Below are 16,912 nucleotides of genomic sequence, written 5' to 3' on the forward strand. Positions count from 1 at the left end.
GTGCGCCGCTACGGGCGCACGATCGTGTGCAGCGTCAGCGCGTCCTCATCGAGCTCGGACCAGTGCGCCAGTGGGCCGGAAAGGACGGCCATCCCCCCGGTCGGCATGCCGATGCGCGCCTGGGCGACCGAGCCCGAGTCGGAGTCGTCGTCGGCCAGGAGCGCGGTGAGGTTCGCGATCGTCGGCTCGTGGCCGACGACGAGTACCACCGAGTGCTTGTCCTTCACCCCGCGCAGCAGACCGAGCAGCTCCGTCCGGCCGCCGGTGTAGATGTCCTCGTGGAAGGTCACCTTGCCCGAGAACTCCGGCATCCGCGAGGCGGCCGCCTCCCAGGTGTCCGTGGTGCGCAGGGCGTCCGAGACGAGCACCCGGGAGACCTGCACCTTCTGCGCGGCGAGGTACTCCCCCACCAGGTGTGCCTGGGCCGTTCCGCGGTCGGCCAGGCGGCGCTCGTGGTCCGGCTGTCCGGAGCCGCTCTCCGCCTTGCCGTGGCGCATCAGGAGCAGGAGGCGACTGTCGGGGTCGGAGGATGACATGGGAGTGCGTTCACGCCTTTGTCTCGGGAGTGGGGTCGGGGGTGCTCGTGAGCGGGATCAGTGTCCCATGCCGAGGCCGCCGTCGACGGGGATCACCGCGCCGGAGATGTACGCGGCGTCGTCGCTGGCGACGAAGGCGACCACCTTGGCGACCTCCTCCGGGGCGGCGAAGCGCCCGGCCGGGATCGCCGAACGGTAGCTGGACTGCAGGTCCTCCGACAGCTCCTGGGTCATCTCGGTGTCGATGTAGCCCGGGGCGACCACGTTCGCGGTGATCCCCCGCGATCCCAGCTCCCGCGTGATCGCCCGGGCGATGCCGATCAGTCCGGACTTCGAGGCGGCGTAGTTGACCTGGCCCGGAGAGCCGTAGAGGCCCACCACCGAGCTGATCAGCACGATGCGGCCCTTCTTCTTGCGCATCATCGACTTGATGACCCGCTTCACGGTGCGGAAGGAGCCCGTGAGGTTGGTGTCGAGCACGGACTCGAAGGACTCGTCACCCATCCGCAGCAGCAGCTGGTCGTCGGTGATCCCGGCATTGGCCACGAGCACCTCGATGGGTCCGTGGGCCGCCTCGACCTCGGCGATCGCAGCATCGAGCGAGGCGCCGTCGGTGACGTCCGCGGCGACCGTGAGCGCGCCCTCGGGGCCGCCCTCGCCCGAGCGGCTGGTCACGGCGACCCGGTCGCCCCGGCGGAGGAACTCCTCCGCGATGGAGCGGCCGATGCCCCGGTTCCCGCCGGTGACAAGGACGCTGCGCTGCTCGGGGATGGGGTCGGACATGAAAGCTCCTCGGGGAAAGACTGTGCGTCGGATCGGGTATTCGCACGGCGGAGCCGAGAGTCTCAGCAGGGCCGTGTGCTCTACGATACGGGTCTAGACCGCGTCGGGACCCATGGGGGGAGCCCGTCCACGACCTGAGCCCCGGAAGGTGCTACCCGATGGCATATCGCTTCAACCCTCCGCCGAACTGGCCGATCGACGATCCGAACTGGAGCCCGCCGCCCGGATGGCAGCCGGACCCCTCCTGGGGACCCGCGCCCGAGGGCTGGGACTTCTGGGTCGAGGCCGAGCAGGCCCCGGAGAGCACCGGAGCCGAGGGAGCCTCCGCCCCCGCGGACCAGCCCGCGCCGGAGGACGATGCCACCCGCATGGTCCAGACCGGACAGGACGAGGACGCCACCCACGTCGCGGACTCCGGTCAGCTGGCGGCGGGGGCGGGCGCCGCGGCGGCCGGCCCGGCCGACGCGGCTGTCCCGGGCGAAGACGACGCCACCCACGTGGCCGGCTCCGAGGAGAGCTCGGCCGTCGAGGGCGAGGCAGCGCCCGCAGCCGATGCCGGCGCCGCGGCCGGCGCGGAGACCGCCGAGTACCAGGGGCCCGACCACGAGGCCGGCCTCGCGCAGCAGGCGCCGTACGAGTCGGCCGCCCCGACGCCCGGTTACGGCGACGCCCCGGCGCAGGATCAGGCCGACGCCGCTGCGGCGGGCGCCGCCTACGGTGCCGCGCAGCCGGGCGCCGAGTACGGCCAGGCCGTGCCCGGGGCCGACTACGGTCAGGCCGCGCCCGGCTACGGCCAGGCCGCACCCGACTACGGCCAGGCGTCCCCGGCCCCCGGCTACGGCCAGGCGTCCCCGGCTCCCGGCTATGGGCAGCCCTCTCCCGCGCCCGGTTACGGCCAGGGCTCTCCGTCCATGGAGACCGGCTCGGGATGGACCGCCTCGACCGCCACCGGGGAGGCGCCGCAGAAGAGCGTCCTGCAGCGCTTCTGGTGGGTCGGCTGCGTGATCCTGCTCGTCCTCGCCCTGGTGATCGTCGCGATCGGCGGCATCTTCCTGTTCACCCGCAACGGTGACGACACCGCGGGCGGCGGTGGCGAGACCACCACGAGCGAGGAGACCACGGTGGAGGAGCCCACCGAGGAGGAGCCCACCGACGAGGCCACCGAGGAGGAGGCGACCGAAGAGGCTGCCACCCCCACCAACCTCCCCACCATCGATCCCGCCGCCGAGGAGGACGCCAAGGAGTGGGTCTCCATGGACGGCGCGGGCACCGTGGCGGTGCAGATGGAGTACATCCCGGCGAGCGATCTGCCCAACACCTACGGCGGGACCGTCGACGAGGGTCAGTTCGGCGACTACCTCGCGGTCACGGCGAAGCTCACCGTCACCGAGGGGACGATGGACCTCAACCCGTTCCAGTTCAGCGTCGTCACGCCCTACGGCGGCGAGGTCGAGCCGGCGCTCGCGAGCTACCAGCTCTCGGGCTCCGGGTTCGAGTCCGATGCCCCGACCACCTTCGAGGCCGGCGACGAGTACACGATCATGGTGCTCTTCGACGTCCAGAAGGCCGGAGGCAACACGCTGAACTTCACCACCTACTCCGACGACTACACCTGGGAAGTCCCTGCGTGACCTCCCGCTTCAACCCGCCGCCGAACTGGCCGGAGCCTCCGCACGACGGATGGAACCCGCCGGCGGACTTCCGCCCCCAGCAGACCTGGGGGCCGGTCCCGGCGGGATGGAGGCTCTGGGTGCCCTCCGCACCCGACGTCGCCGAGGGGGCGCCGCTGCAGGAGTCCGAGGACGTCCCTGCCAGCGGCGCCCGTCCGCGACCACGGGTGGAGCAGTATCCGATCTCCGTGATCAACCCCGGGATGTGGTCCGAGAACCAGCTCGAGGACGAGGACTACGGCTTCCCGCCCGCGCCGCCCCGGAAGGACCGACCCCGTCGACGCCTGGCCCTGCGGATCACCGCGACCGCGCTCGGCATCGCGCTGACGGCGCTGACCGTCGTCCTGTTCGTGCTGCTCGTCGACTTCGCCGTCGAGGACCTCCCCGGGATGCTCGGCGCCGCCGGACACCTGACCGGCGCCTCGACCGATCTCGGGGCGGCTGTCACCGCCCCGGATCTCGGATGACGCGTCGTTCCGCCCGCCGGGACCTCCTGCTCAGCCGCGAGACCGTGCTGGGCCTGCTGGTGGTCCTGCTGCTCGCCGCGGTCTGCGTGGTGCTGGGGATGTGGCAGTTCCACCGGTACGAGGACAAGCGCGATGCCGCCGCCGTGGTCGAGACACACTACGGCGCCGAGCCGGTCGCCCTCGAGGAGGTCCTGGCCACCCCGCAGTCCACGCTCTCCGCCGAGGACGACTGGACACCGGTCGCCCTGCGCGGGGAGTACTGCACGGCCGAGGACTGCGTCCTGTACGTCCGCAACCGCACGCTCGGGGGCGACGTCGGCTTCTGGCAGCTGGCTCCCTTCCGTTCCGAGGACGGCGTCACCCTGCTGGTGGTCCGCGGCTGGGTGCCGGAGGGCGAGGGCGCCTCGGCCCCGCTGGATCCGCCGGCTGTGCCCGCGGGCGAGCACCTCGTCACCGTGCACCTGCGACCGGCCGAGCCCGCCCTGGATCGCGAGATCCCCGAGGGCCAGGCCCATTCCGTGAACCCGCCGCAGATCGGCGAGCTCCTGGGCGAGGACGAGAGCACTCTGGTCACCCACGCCTACGGCGTGCTGGAGACCGAGGAGCCGTCCGCGGAGCGTCCTGAGCCGCTGCCGGAACCGGACACCTCGCTCGGCCCCCACCTGTCCTACGCGGTCCAGTGGTGGGTCTTCGCCGCCTTCTTCCCCGCCGCGCTCGTCTACCGCGTGCGGAAGCAGATCCAGGACCTCGACGCCCTGGAGCAGGACGCCGCGGACGAGGACACCGCCCCCGCGGAGCAGGACGCCGTCACGGCCCGCTCACACCCCCACCGCCCCCGCCGCGCGCACCGCACCCGGCGCCGGGGCCAGGACGAGGAGGAAGAGGATGCCCTCATCGATCAGCAGCACCCGTGAGCGCCGCGGGACCCCGGGCTCCCGGTTCCTGCCCGGACCGCGTCCCCGCCGGATCGCGCATCGCGGACTGGCCCGGGACGGCGCGGAGAACACGCTGCGCGCCTTCGAGGCGGCGCTCGCCGCCGGCGCGGACATGCTGGAGACCGACACCCGCGCCACCGCCGACGGCCTGGCCCTCGCCGTCCACGACGAGGACCTCCGGCGGATCGCCGGCGACCCCCGCCGCATCGACGAGATCGGTGCCGGCGAGGCGGGCGCGGTGCGGCTGGCCGGTGACGAGCCGCTCGCGATGCTCGAGGACGTGCTGGGCAGCTTCCCCGACGTCCCCGTCAACATCGACATCAAGGCGCCGTCGGCCATCGGGCCGGCCGCGGCGGCGATCGCCCGCACCCGCAGCGCCGACCGGGTCTGCCTCGCGAGCTTCGACGGGGCGCTCTCCCGCAAGGCCGCAGTGACCGTGGAGGCCGCGACCGGCACCCTGCCCGTGCGCAGCCCGGGCCGTGCGGTCATCGCGTCCTTCCTCTCGGCGCGCGCGCTCGAGGTGCCGCAGCGGATGCTGACGCGGATGCTCGCCCCGTACGCCGCACTGCAGGTGCCGCCCACGCACCGAGGTGTGCCGGTGATCACCCCGGGGACCGTCGCCGCCGCCCACCGTGCCGGCGTCGAGGTGCACGTCTGGACCGTCGACGACCCTCTGACCATGCAGGATCTGCTGGTCACGGGCGTGGATGGTATCATCACCAATCGCGTCGACCTGCTCTCCGAGCTGCTCTCCGATCAGCCTGATCACGGCTGACGGGCCGGCCGTCCGCGGACCGGACCGGGCCGGGAACAGAACCGGCCCGGAGGGCGTTGACACCCCGTAGACCTCATCGGGCGGCAGCCCGCCCGCACCCACCATCCCCCGGCAGGAAGCGAGAACCGCATGAACAGCCGCAGCCTGCGAGGCACCCGACTGGGCTCCCTCTCCATGGAGACCGACGAGGGCGTCCTCGCCGCACCGCGTCAGGAGGCGGTCTACGACTGCCCCAACGGCCACACCATCGTCCTCCCCTTCTCGGTCGAGGCCGACGTGCCCGCCGTCTGGGAGTGCCGCTGCGGCGCCTCGGCCCTGCTGCGCGATCACGAGCGCCCCGAGGCGAAGCCCGGCAAGCCGGTCCGCACCCACTGGGACATGCTGCTGGAGCGTCGCAGCGAGGAGGAGCTGCAGGTGCTCCTCGACCAGCGTCTGGAGCTGCTGCGCGCCGGCAAGCTCCACCAGCGTCGCAACCTCTGAGCGTCCCCGGACCACGCCACGCGCCCCCGTTCCGCACTGCGGAGCGGGGGCGCGTGTCGTCGTGGAGGGCCGCCGGGCCGGCTCAGCCCGGGGTGATCGTGGGCGGTGACGGCGCGGAGGGGCCGGCCTCGTCGTCCGAGCGCCGAGTGGTGCTCTCGACGATGATCTCGCCGTCGATGATCCCGGTGCCCTGGCGCCGGTAGAGCGCCGTGCGGGCGCCCTGGGAGCCGCTGCTCAGCCCCATCGCCGCCACGGAGCGGCGCTGGACCGGGGTGAGGAGCAGCAGGAGGCCGACGAGGTCCGTCAGGAGCCCCGGGAAGAAGAAGAGCACGGCCGAGGCGAGGGTGAAGGCGGGGCGCGAGAGGTGCTGCTGGACGTCCCCGGTACCGCGCACGGCGCGCAGCAGGGAGCGCAGGCGCACGAAGGACTGCTGTCCCGCGGCCACCACGAGGGCGATGCCGACCACCCATCCCACCACGACGATCAGCACCGGCCACCAGAAGCTGGTGGCCTGCCCGATCACGATGAGGATGGCGAGCTCCGCGAGCCCCAGCACGAGGATGCCCAGCGGGAGCAGGGCGCTCCCTCGCGAGGGGCGCGGCGCGGTGCCCGGAGTGCTGCTCTGCGGTGCGGCCATGGAGGGGCCCCTTCCTGCGGCGTCGAGTCCGTCCAGACTAGCCCAGCGCCCCGCGAACCTGCTGGGTGCGCCGTGCGAATCCCCAGAGCGTCACGCGGACCAGGGCCTCGCGGACGATGCCGGAGGACATCTTGCTCGCCCCCTCGGTGCGCTCGTCGAAGTCGATGGGCACCTCCGCGATCACGGCGCCGGCCTCCCGGGCGCGGCGGGTCATGTCCACCTGGAAGCAGTAGCCCTGGGAGGCGACGTCGGCATCGATCAGCGATCGCAGCAGGTCCGCCTGGAACACCCGGAATCCGGCGGTCGCGTCGCTGACCCCGAGCCCCATCAGCGCGCGCACGTAGAGGTTCGCCCCGCGCGAGAGCAGCTGCCGGCGCCGCGGCCAGTCGTGGACCGCTCCGCCGGGCACCCAGCGGGAGCCGATCGCGAGGTCCGCGCCGCGGCGCACCGCCTCCAGCAGGGCCGGCAGCTGCTCGGGCCGGTGCGAGGCATCGGCGTCCATCTCGACCAGCTGGGCATAGCCGCGCTCCAGTCCCCAGGCGAAGCCGGCGAGGTAGGCGGGGCCCAGCCCCTGCTTGCCGGCGCGATGCAGGACGTGGACGGCCCGGTCGCGACGAGCGGCGTCCTCCGCCCAGTCCCCGGTGCCGTCCGGGGAGGAGTCGTCGACGACGAGCACATCGGCTCCGGGCACCGCCGCGCGCAGGCGGGCCAGGGTGCCGGGCAATGCCTCCCGCTCGTCGTAGGTCGGGATGACCACGAGCGTGGGCGGCAGCGGAGCGCTCGAGGGATGCATGGTCAGTTCCCTCGCTCTCGGGTGCGGGCGAGGGCGCGGCGGTTCGTGGACAGCGCCGCGATCAGCCCGACGAGCGCGAGGGCGCACAGGCCCACCGCGATCCAGGGGCCGGCCGCCACAGCGGGGGTGATGCCGGTGCGCAGCGGGACGTCGGCGAGCATCGAGCCCTGCTCCCAGTGGCCGACGGCGTCGATCTGCCGGCCCTCGGGGGTGAAGATCGCCGAGTGGCCCACGGTCGAGATGTGCACGACGCTGCGGCCGGAGACGACGGCCATCACCTTCGCCTCGGCGAGCTGCTGGATCGCCTCGTGGGAATCCCCGAACAGGGCGTTGTTGGACTGCACGACGATCACCTCGGCACCGTCGCGCACGACGTCGCCGACCAGCGTGTCGTAGGCGATCTCGAAGCAGATCAGCACGCCGACCGACTCCGAGCCCTGGCCCAGCTCCTCGAGATCCATCACACCGACCTCCTCGCCGGCGATCATGTCGCGCGGGACGAGGTCGACCTTGTCCGAGACCGTCCTGAACACCTCCCGCAGCGGGATGTACTCGCCGAAGGGCACGGGGTGACGCTTGGAGTACTCATAGGGGGTGGAGCCGTCGGGCGCGAACAGCACCGACTGGTTCAGCCGCTCCGACTCCCCCACCGCGACCTGCGTGCCGATGAGGATCGGGGCGTCCGCCTCCGCGGCGGCGGCGGTCAGCTGCTGGGACATCCACGCGTCCTGGCGCGGATCCCAGCCGGTGGAGTCCTCCGGCCAGACGATGAGGTCGAGTTCGGTGCCGCCGTCCGCGGACTGCTGGATCAGCTCCGAGGTCACGGAGAGATGATTCTCGAAGACGTCCTCCGGCATCGTGAAGGAGGCCGGGTCGATCTCGCTCATCGAGCCCTGCACGGCCGCGACCGTCATCGAGGGACGGTCCACCGGGGCACGGTTGACCGGCGAGGGCACCACCACGGTGGCGAGGACCGCCGCGACCGCGATCGAGAAGGGCCACACCCCGGCGAGCCCGTTCAGGCCCCGATGACGACGGCTCAGCAGGGCCATGGCCCCGATGAGGAGCAGCTGGCCGAGCAGGGCGACCACGACGGCGAGACCGGCGACGCCGATCCAGGGCCCCAGGTTCAGCAGCGGCGAGTCCGAGAGGGCGAAGGCGCTCGCTCCCCAGGGCAGACCGCCCCAGGGGACGTGGCTGCGGAGGGTCTCCACGGCGGCCCAGAGCGCGGCGACCACGATCACCGACGAGCAGCGCAGGCCGCGGCGGACGTACACCGCGCGGGCCAGCAGGCCGAAGAGCACGATGTACAGGGCCTCGAAGACACCCAGCGCCAACCAGGGAGCGGTGCCGGCGTAGGTGTTCGCCCACTCGGTCAGCGGCACGAAGAAGGCCGCGCCCCAGAGCAGGGAGACCAGCAGCGCCAGGCCGACCGAGCGCACCAGCACGCCGGCGCAGAGCAGGCCGATCGCCACCGGAAGCAGCATCCACAGGTCGTACGGCGGGAAGGCGAGCAGGGCGCACACACCGCCGGCCGCGCCGCACAGCAGCGCGACCGGCCATGGGGTGGGGTCGAACTCGTCACGGCGACGGGGCGTCGCGGCCGCCGCCGGGGATCGCACGGCGGCCGTCATCCGTGCCCTCGGTCGCCGGGCGCGGAGTCGGCGCTCTCCGGGCCGACGGGCTCCCGGGGCAGCCGGTCATGGAGGACGCGGCCGTCCACCACCGTCCGCAGGGCGCGGGGGCTGCCCTGGTCGAGGTCCGGCAGCAGCGGGGTCCGCGAGCGCGGGTCGGTGGACCAGCTGTCCACGCGCTCGGCCTCCGAGCGGACGGTGAGGTCCCAGGGCTCCCACACCACGAAGGTCGCCTCGATCCCGGTCTGCAGGGATCCGGGATGGCGGTGCCCGGCGACGCGCTGTCCTCCACGGGTGGCGGCGAGGAAGGCCGCGCGATCGCTGATCCGCTGCGCGGCGGGGCTCCTGCGGGCCGCCCCGCGCACCCAGTCCCACGGATCGGCGGCCTCCTCCGCCCCGGCGGAGCCGAAAGCGAGCGGGGTGCCCGCGGCGAGCAGGTCGAGATAGTCGGCGCTCTCGGTGACGGGGGCGATGACCCGGACGCCGTCGCGCACCCCCGTCGGCCCCGGCAGACGCAGCACGATGCCGCGGGAGGCGGCCTCCTCCCGTGAGGCGGGATCCGGGGCGGCGCCGTCGGCCGTGCCGGCGGCATCGACGAAACCGGGCGTGACCAGGCAGCCGGTGGCATCGATCGCGGGGACGTCGGCATGCAGCACGCGCGCGGAGTCCTCGGGTCCGATCCAGGCGATCAGGCCGTCGACCACGAGCATCGCCGAGGCCTCAGGGTCCTTCGCGCTGTACAGGACGATGCCGGTGTACAGCGTCGGGGGCTCGGTCGCGGAGGGGTCGATGGCGCTCACATCCTGTACCTTCTCGCGTTCCCCTGGGAGAACGCTCATCGGTCGATCTCCTGGGCGACCAGCCCGCGACGCACCCCGCGGATCGCGGCCCGCGCGGTCGCGCCCAGCTGCTCATCCGCCGTCAGCTGGTCGAGCAGGTCGATGACCTGGCGGCAATGGCGCACGAAGTCTCCGGCCGGCAGGTCGCTGCCCTCGAGCGCGGCGGCGAGATGGGCCCCGCGGGTCCAGCGGTGCACGATCGCGGCGACCGCGGGGTCCGGCGGGGTGGTCGGCTCGATCCCGTGCCGGGATTCCGCCGCCTGCAGCTCGGCGGCCAGGCGGGAGGAGGCCTCGAGCGCGGCGTCGACGGCCGGATCGGGGATCAGCTCGGGGGCGCGGTCGTCGCGGCGCGACTCGTGGACGGCGGCGGAGACCACCGCCGCCAGGCCCGCCGGGTCCAGGTCCGCCCAGGCGCCGCGCTCGAGGCACTGGGCGATGAGCAGATCGCGATCACTGAACAGGCGGCGCAGCCGCAGTCCGCTCTCGGTGGGGCGCAGGACCTCGTCCCCGTGCTCGCCCGTCGAGCGCACGAGGTACCCCAGCTCCACCAGCAGATCAGCCAGGTGGTCGAACTGTCGGGCGAGGGAGCTGGTACGGCCGCGGATGCGGCGCTGGACGCCCTCCAGCTCGCCCCGGGACTTCCGCCAGCGGCCCACCCAGCGCAGATGGGACTCGAGGTCCGGGCAGGCATGGCAGGGATGCTCGGACAGCTCAGCGCGCAGCTGCTGCAGCTCCGCATCGCTCGCCGCGGTCGAGGGGGTGCGCTTCGCCCGGCGGCGCACCTCCGCGCGGGCGTCCTCGTCCTGGCCGGACAGGCGCTGGCGCAGGGCCGCCGCGGTGTCCTTGCGGACCTTCCCGCTGCCCAGGGCCTCCTGACGCGGCAGGCGCAGGGAGTCGATCACGGCCGGTGGGGACGGCACGTCCGAGGGGCGCAGGCTGCGCCGCCGCCCCTCGGCGTCCAGGAGGTCCAGCTGGGGCCCGCCCAGCACCGAGCGGTCCACGTCCAGGACCACCGCGTAGCCGCGGCGCCGGCCGCCGGGCAGGGCGATCACGTCCCCGCGGCGCAGGTCCGCGAGCATCGAGCGGGTGCGGTCGCGGTCGGCGGCGGCCCGCTCCTGGGACAGGGTCCGCTCCCGCTCGGTGATCCGTTCCTGGATCCCCGCGTACTCCAGCAGGTCGCCGTGCTCGCAGGTGATGGCGTCGCGGTAGGCCTCCACGGTGTCCTCGAGCTCGCGGGCCCGGCGCGCCAGACCCACCACGGAGCGGTCCGCCTGGAACTGGGCGAAGCTCGTCTCGAGCGTCTCGCGGGCGCGAGCGAGGTCGAAGCGGTCCAGCAGGTTCACGCACATGTTCGGGGTGGGGCGGAAGGCCGAGCGCAGCGGATAGGTGCGCTTGGAGGCCAGCGAGGCGACGGCCGGCGCGTCGAAGCGTGCTCCGGCGAGCACCACGGCATGCCCCTCGGTGTCGATGCCGCGCCGGCCGGCTCGACCGGTGAGCTGGGTGAACTCTCCCGGCGTGAGGTCGGCGTGCTCGACGCCGTTGAACTTCACGAGCTTCTCGAGCACCACGGAGCGGGCGGGCATGTTGATGCCGAGCGCCAGCGTCTCGGTCGCGAAGACGACCTTGAGCAGGCCGCGGGCGAAGAGCTCCTCGACCACCGTCTTCAGCAGCGGGATGATCCCGGCGTGGTGGGCGGCGTAGCCGTCGAGGACCGCGCGGCGGAAGGCCGCCAGCCCCAGCACCTCCTCGTCCTCGGCGCCGATGTCGGCCAGGCGCGCGTCGAGGACGGCGCGGATCTCGCGGCGCTCCTCGTCGTCGGTCAGGCGCAGACGGGTGCGGGAACACTGCTGGACCGCGCCCTCGCAGCCGGCCCGCGAGAAGATGAAGACGATCGCCGGCAGCAGTGCGGCCTCGTCGAGGAGGTGCACGAGCTCGGGGCGGCGCAGGGGCCGCGGCATGCCGCCACCGCGGGAGGAGCGGTGCGGCGCGCCGCCGTGGGAGGACCGCTCCCCGCCGCGGTGCGGGCGGTGCTGGCCCGCGCCCCGTGGTCGGTGGCGTCCCCGGGTGCCCTTGCGACCGCGGTGGGAGCGGCCGCGACCGCCCCCGGTGCGCTCGTCGACCGGCAGGGAGAAGGAGGTGATGCGCTCGATCTCGGGATTGACCTGCCGGGAGCCCCGGGCGCCGGGCCCGTGGGAGACCACCGCCTCGCCGTCCTCGTCCACGAAGAGGTCCAGCAGCTCCTCCCCGACGACCACGTGCTGCCACAGCGGCACCGGTCGCGTCTCGGAGACGATGATCTCGGTGCTGCCGCGGACCTCCTGCAGCCAGGCTCCGAACTCCTCGGCATTGGAGACCGTCGCGGAGAGCGCGACCAGGCGCACCGTGGGATCGAGATGGATGATGACCTCCTCCCACACCGGACCACGCAGGCGATCGGCGAGGTAGTGCACCTCGTCCATCACCACGAAGCCCAGCCCGATGAGGAGGTCGGAGTCCGCGTAGAGCATGTTGCGCAGCACCTCGGTGGTCATGACGACCACCTCGGCCTCCGGACGGATCGAGGTGTCGCCGGTCAGCAGCCCCACTCTCTCCGCACCGAGCCAGTCGACCAGCTCCCCGAACTTCTGGTTCGACAGCGCCTTGATCGGGGCGGTGTAGAACACCTTGTGCCCGCGGGCCAGGGCGAGGTGGACGGCGAACTCGCCGACCACCGTCTTCCCGGCCCCCGTCGGCGCCGCGACCAGCACGGAGCTGCCGTCCTCGAGGACACGGCCGGCGGCCAGCTGGAAGTCGTCCAGCGCGAAGGGATACCGGGTGGTGAACGCCGACAGCTCGGAGCCGGCCTGCTTCTGCTCGGCGGCCCAGCGGGCGTAGCGCTGGGCCGGGGACGCGGAGTCGGCGGGATCGGAGGGACCGGGGGGAACGGCGGGAGGGGTCACGGAGCTCCTCGGGCGGCGTCGTCCTCGCGCACGGCGGCGAGATCGGCGAGCAGGCGGACGGCGCCGGGCAGGACGCGGGCGGTCATCGGGAACAGGCAGCGGGGCTCGCCGTCGGCATAGACGCGCACGTCGCGGCCGTGGCGCAGGCCCACCGTGAGCTCACGCAGCGGCTGGATCGCGACGCCCTCGAGCCCCGTGTGGGTGCCGCGGAAGACACGCGGGAAGAAGCGCAGCAGCTCGCGGCGGCCCAGGCCGGTCACCGAGACCAGCTCGAGGACGCCGTCGTCGATGCGCGCGTCGGGCACCATCTGCATGCCGCCACCGTAGATGCCGGAGCTGCACAGCGTCAGGACCGTGCAGTCGAGCTCTATGCGCTCCCCGCCGTCGATCTCGAGCCAGAACGGCAACGGCGAGAAGGCGGGCAGCTCGCGGAGGACGGCGGCGCTGTATCGGGCGCCGCGTGCCGTGCGCGATCCGTGGGCGCGCGCATTGACCAGCGCGTCGAAGCCCAGATTGACGTTGCCCAGCGCGAGCGAGCGGTGCGCTAGGGCGTGCTCGCCGGCGGAGCGGATCTCGATGGCGTCGATCGCGACCACCGGGCGGGAGAGGGCGCGGAGCAGCACGCGGGTCGACTCCTCGGGATCCCCCGCCGAGAGGCCGAGGGAGCGGGCGAAGTCGTTGCCGCTGCCGGCGGGGACGATCCCCAGGCGCACCGGGGTGCCCGCGACGATCTCCGCGCCCAGCGAGACCGTCCCGTCACCTCCGACCACGACCAGCGCCGTCAGCGTGTCGCGGACCTCCTCCGCGCGTGCACGGGCGACCGCGGCCGAGGGCGCCGAGAGGTCGACGACCGACACCCCGGCCAGGCGCAGAAGATGCCCGACCTGCCGGCCGATGCGATGCGCGGACCCCTGGGCCGCGGACGGGTTCGAGAGCAGGCCCACCCGGAGCCTGCTCACCGTCCGTCCTCGTCCGCGCCGTCCAGGCTGGACGGTGCGTCGATGCTGCTGGCCTCGTCGTCGTCGAGCTCGTCGTCCTCGGTCACGCCCTTGCGCTTGTCGTGGATCATCGCGATGACGATGGCGCCGAAGAAGAGGCCGGCGATCGCGCTGGCCATGACGACCAGTGTGATCGGCTCGGGCGTCGGGACCATGATCGCGGTGAAGACGAAGCTGATGAAGATGATCCAGCGCCAGGCCTTGAGCATCGTGCGGCCGCGCACGATGCCCATGAAGTTCAGCAGCACCATCACCACGGGGATCACGAAGGCGATGCCGAAGGCGAGCATCGTCTTGACCAGCAGCGTCAGATAGTCGCTGTAGGGGATGATCTGCGAGGTGGACCCCTCGGTGGGGGTGAAGCTCATCAGGACCGGGACCAGCTGGTTCACGGCCCAGTAGCCGGCCACGCAGCCGAGGAAGAACAGCGGGATCGCGCTGCCGAAGAATCCGATGGCGTACTTGCGCTCGTTCTTGTGCAGACCGGGCATCACGAAGAGCCAGATCTGCAGGATGATCATCGGCGAGGAGAGGATCAGTCCCGTGTAGGCCGCCATCTGCAGCTTGACGTTCAGGCCCTGCCCCACGCCCTGGAAGTTGATCAGGGCCTCCAGGTCGGAGTCCTCACCGGCGGCCTCGATCGGGGCCTTGACGGCGTCGAAGATCCACGGGAACAGGAACCAGCCGACCACCGACAGCACCAGCACGGTGATCGCGCTGATGAGCAGTCGATTGCGCAGCTCGACCAGGTGCTCGCCGAGGGACATGCGGCCCTCAGGGTCCCGGCGCCGCTTCCTCGCGGGCTGGGCCGTCTCCGGTCCCGATGTGTCACTCGCCACGGATCGTCATCCTCCCAACGCTCGAGGCCCGGGCGAGCTCGCGCCCGGAACCGTCGTCACCAGCGACGTCGTGCTCAGTCGCGGCGGTAGGAGTCGTCGTCCTCCCGGGCGCGGACCGTCTCGCGATCGGCCTCGTCGCGCGGGTCGAACTCCCGGCCGTCGCGGGCGGAGGAGTCATCGCGCGCGGGCGACGACGCGGCGGAGTCCTCGCGGGAGCGGGTGGAGCGGGCCGGGGGGATATCGTCCTCGTCCTCGTCCTTCTCGTCGCCGCGGAGCTCCTCGACCTCGCTCTTGAAGATGCGCATCGACTTGCCCATGTTGCGGGCGAGCCCGGGGAGCTTGTTGGCGCCGAACAGCAGGATCGCCGCGACGACGACGATCACGATCGGCCAGGGGGAGCGGAAGAAACTCATGGAAGTACCTTTCAACAGCGCCGCGGAAACGCGCGGGCGCACCTCATCATCCCACAGCGGACTGGGCGTCGCCCGACGGCATCGGCGACGTTGTGCCCACCGCACGGCGGGTCCTCCCAGCGTAGCGGCTGCTACGACCGATGACGCGCAGCGGCCGCGCCCGCCACGGTCACGATCGTGTCTCTGAGATCACACGGCGTGAGCACCTCGACCGCTCCGGCGGACTCGAGCACCGCGTCGGCCAGCGGTGCCCGTACCGGCTCCTCGAGCCGGGCGAAGGTCTGCCCGTCCGGGCCGTCGCGCAGCTCGACCGCCCCGAAGGACTCCGCGACCCAGTGCCCCGGCGGGTCGAGCCGCAGCCAGACCGCACCGTCCACCCGTCCCGTGAGCATCGGTCCGTCGCCGGCGGCGGCCTCGTGCTGCGCGGAACTGTCCGGGAGGATCTCGACCACGCGGTCCAGTCGGAAGCGCCGCTCGGTGCCGGCGAGCTCGCAGTCGGCCAGGAGGTAGGAGCGCGCGCCGTGCGTCTCGATCCGCACCGGGCGGATGCGCCGCACGCTCGTGCCGTCGCGGCCGTTGGACGAGTACCGCATGGTGATCCGGGAGTCGTCGGTCCCCTCCGGGGCCCGCAGCGCGCGGTGCACGGCCTCGAGCACCCTCTCGGCACGGTCGGCGGTCCGCTCGGCCATCTCCTCGGCGACGTCGACCTCGGGGATCGGCGCGGACGCATCGTCCGGCCGCGCCTCTTCGGCGGACGCTCCGGCGTCCTCGCCGGTGGCGCCGGCCAGGAGCTTGGACCGGGCGGACTCGACGATCTGCTGCGCCTCGCCGGTGGTGGGGCCCAGCGCGGCGAGCCCGGCCAGCAGTGCGGTGATCTCCACGGCGCTCAGCCGCAGCGCGCGGTGGAGCGGCTCGGCGTTGCGGACCCGGATGGTGCCCTGCTCCCACTCGGCCTCGATGAGGTCCTCCCATCCGGCGCCCATGTCGCCGCAGACGAACAGCACCTGGAGATCGGTGACGAGCTGCTGCTCGGAGACCCCGATCGCCGCGGCGAGCTCGGCGACGTCCGCCTCGCCGCGGGACATCACGTAGGAGGCCTCGGAGATCAGCCGTGAGAGGTGGTCGCCGCTCTGCGCCGCGGTGCGGATCCGCGTCGGCGGACGGACCGTCGCCGCCTCCAGGGGCGCGAGCTCCGCCTCGCTCCGGTGGTGCGCGGCGATCGCCTCGAGCACCTCGGCGATCTCCGTGCGCCACAGGACGGGCTCGCGCAGCGCGACCCAGCGCGCATCGGCGAGCACCAGGCGCCGGACCGCGGGTCGCGGCAGCAGCGGGAGCTCGAGGTGCTCCGACTCGAGCCCTGTCCCGGCACGGTCCCGCAGCGACAGCGCCTTGTAGGGAGCGGCCCGGAGCACGGCCGGGGCACGGTCGTCGCTGTCCAGCATCCCCTCCAGCACCGCGGAGAGATCGGTGTGCTCGGGCCGCGGCTCGCGGGCCGCGGGTCCCTGATCGGGGAAGGACTCGATGCGTGAGGCGCGGAAGAGGCGCGGCGCCGCGCGGTCCCGGTCCCAGCCGTGCACGTACCAGTGGCCCTCGTGCACGCCCACCACCCAGGGCTCCACCCAGCGCCGGGTGGCGGCGCCGTGGGTGCCGCGGTAGACGAAGCGCACGGAGCGGCCGGCGATGACCGCCTCCAGCAGCGGGGAGAGCACCGGCAGCGACTCGACGGCCCCGCGCGGGGTGCGGCGCAGGAGATCCGGATCGGCATCGTGGCCCAGGCTCAGGAGCTTCGCGCGGACCCGGCGGGCCGCTCCCCCGGCGGCGGCATCGTCCCAGGCGCGGCTCGCCGCGAGCAGCACCGTGTACTCCTCGGTGGTGAGGTCGAGCACGGCGCCGGAGCGGGCCGCGTCGATCCGGTAGTGGACCGTGTTCTCGTCCAGCACGTCGGTCTCGGTCCGCAGCGGCAGCCCGAGCTCGAGGATCAGCGCCTTGTCGCGCTCGAACATCCGCTCCGCGGCCTGGTCGGACGGGGCGCGGGCGTAGTCGGGGATGACGGAGAAGAGCTTCGCGCGGTCGATGCGCCGTCGCGAGCCGATCGTCATGATGACGTTGAGCAGTCGTTCCACACTCTTGGAAGCCACCCGCCCAGGGTAGCGGCAGGGGTGATCCGTCCGGGG

16 protein-coding genes are annotated in these 16,912 nt (G+C 73.1%); 5 read left to right on the forward strand and 11 right to left on the reverse strand.

What is annotated here, in order from left to right:
- Positions 1–8: 8 nt before the first annotated feature.
- Positions 9–536, reverse strand: a complete 528-nt coding sequence (locus tag CXH06_RS08730) for a histidine phosphatase family protein (RefSeq protein ID WP_114854789.1) — start codon at positions 534–536, stop codon at positions 9–11.
- Between the two features lie 57 nt (positions 537–593).
- On the reverse strand, positions 594–1,319 hold the full coding sequence (fabG, locus tag CXH06_RS08735; protein WP_114854790.1) for a 3-oxoacyl-ACP reductase FabG: 726 nt from the start codon (positions 1,317–1,319) through the stop codon (positions 594–596).
- Between the two features lie 158 nt (positions 1,320–1,477).
- On the opposite strand from fabG, the gene CXH06_RS08740 reads away from it, so the two are divergent.
- From CXH06_RS08740 to CXH06_RS08760, 5 genes are all read left to right on the forward strand, one after another.
- Positions 1,478–2,950, forward strand: a complete 1,473-nt coding sequence (locus CXH06_RS08740; RefSeq protein ID WP_114854791.1) for a hypothetical protein — start codon at positions 1,478–1,480, stop codon at positions 2,948–2,950.
- Between the two features lie 119 nt (positions 2,951–3,069).
- Positions 3,070–3,456 carry a hypothetical protein gene (locus CXH06_RS08745; protein ID WP_232820274.1) on the forward strand — a complete coding sequence of 129 codons (387 nt, stop codon included), beginning with the start codon at positions 3,070–3,072 and terminating at the stop codon, positions 3,454–3,456.
- A complete protein-coding gene (locus tag CXH06_RS08750; RefSeq protein ID WP_114854793.1) occupies positions 3,453–4,370 on the forward strand; it encodes an SURF1 family protein in 918 nt (305 codons plus the stop codon). The genes CXH06_RS08745 and CXH06_RS08750 overlap by 4 nt, the downstream gene beginning before the upstream one ends.
- Positions 4,342–5,166, forward strand: coding sequence for a glycerophosphodiester phosphodiesterase family protein (locus CXH06_RS08755; protein WP_114854794.1), 825 nt, complete (start codon positions 4,342–4,344; stop codon positions 5,164–5,166). The genes CXH06_RS08750 and CXH06_RS08755 overlap by 29 nt, the downstream gene beginning before the upstream one ends.
- Positions 5,167–5,295: 129 nt before the next feature.
- Positions 5,296–5,646 (forward strand): RNA polymerase-binding protein RbpA, encoded by a 351-nt coding sequence (locus CXH06_RS08760; RefSeq protein ID WP_114854795.1) that lies wholly within the window; start codon positions 5,296–5,298, stop codon positions 5,644–5,646.
- Positions 5,647–5,728: 82 nt separating this feature from the next.
- Here CXH06_RS08760 and CXH06_RS08765 read toward each other — a convergent pair whose 3' ends face one another.
- The 9 genes from CXH06_RS08765 to CXH06_RS08805 all read right to left on the reverse strand — a co-directional run bounded on the left by CXH06_RS08765 (position 5,729) and on the right by CXH06_RS08805 (position 16,876).
- A complete protein-coding gene (locus CXH06_RS08765; protein ID WP_114854796.1) occupies positions 5,729–6,283 on the reverse strand; it encodes an FxsA family protein in 555 nt (184 codons plus the stop codon).
- A gap of 37 nt (positions 6,284–6,320) precedes the next feature.
- Positions 6,321–7,076, reverse strand: coding sequence for a polyprenol monophosphomannose synthase (locus CXH06_RS08770; protein ID WP_114854797.1), 756 nt, complete (start codon positions 7,074–7,076; stop codon positions 6,321–6,323).
- A gap of 2 nt (positions 7,077–7,078) precedes the next feature.
- Entirely contained in the window at positions 7,079–8,698 is a 1,620-nt protein-coding gene (lnt, locus tag CXH06_RS08775; RefSeq protein WP_232820275.1) for an apolipoprotein N-acyltransferase, read from the reverse strand.
- An 8-nt stretch (positions 8,699–8,706) separates the two neighbouring features.
- A complete protein-coding gene (locus CXH06_RS08780; RefSeq protein WP_232820276.1) occupies positions 8,707–9,510 on the reverse strand; it encodes a hypothetical protein in 804 nt (267 codons plus the stop codon).
- Positions 9,511–9,545: 35 nt separating this feature from the next.
- The gene (locus CXH06_RS08785; RefSeq protein ID WP_114854799.1) at positions 9,546–12,488 is read right to left on the reverse strand and encodes an RNA helicase; all 2,943 of its coding nucleotides are present in this window, start codon (positions 12,486–12,488) and stop codon (positions 9,546–9,548) included.
- On the reverse strand, positions 12,485–13,447 hold the full coding sequence (locus CXH06_RS08790; RefSeq protein WP_114854800.1) for a diacylglycerol kinase family protein: 963 nt from the start codon (positions 13,445–13,447) through the stop codon (positions 12,485–12,487). The genes CXH06_RS08785 and CXH06_RS08790 overlap by 4 nt, the downstream gene beginning before the upstream one ends.
- Positions 13,444–14,253: a twin-arginine translocase subunit TatC gene (tatC, locus tag CXH06_RS08795; protein WP_114854801.1), complete on the reverse strand. Its 810-nt coding sequence runs from the start codon at positions 14,251–14,253 to the stop codon at positions 13,444–13,446. The genes CXH06_RS08790 and tatC overlap by 4 nt, the downstream gene beginning before the upstream one ends.
- Positions 14,254–14,399: 146 nt before the next feature.
- Positions 14,400–14,738, reverse strand: coding sequence for a Sec-independent protein translocase subunit TatA (gene tatA, locus CXH06_RS08800; RefSeq protein WP_114854802.1), 339 nt, complete (start codon positions 14,736–14,738; stop codon positions 14,400–14,402).
- A gap of 131 nt (positions 14,739–14,869) precedes the next feature.
- Positions 14,870–16,876 carry a WYL domain-containing protein gene (locus CXH06_RS08805; RefSeq protein ID WP_232820277.1) on the reverse strand — a complete coding sequence of 669 codons (2,007 nt, stop codon included), beginning with the start codon at positions 16,874–16,876 and terminating at the stop codon, positions 14,870–14,872.
- Between the last annotated feature and the right edge of the window lie 36 nt (positions 16,877–16,912).

This window comes from Brachybacterium sp. YJGR34, from assembly GCF_003347015.1.
GTDB lineage: Bacteria > Actinomycetota > Actinomycetes > Actinomycetales > Dermabacteraceae > Brachybacterium.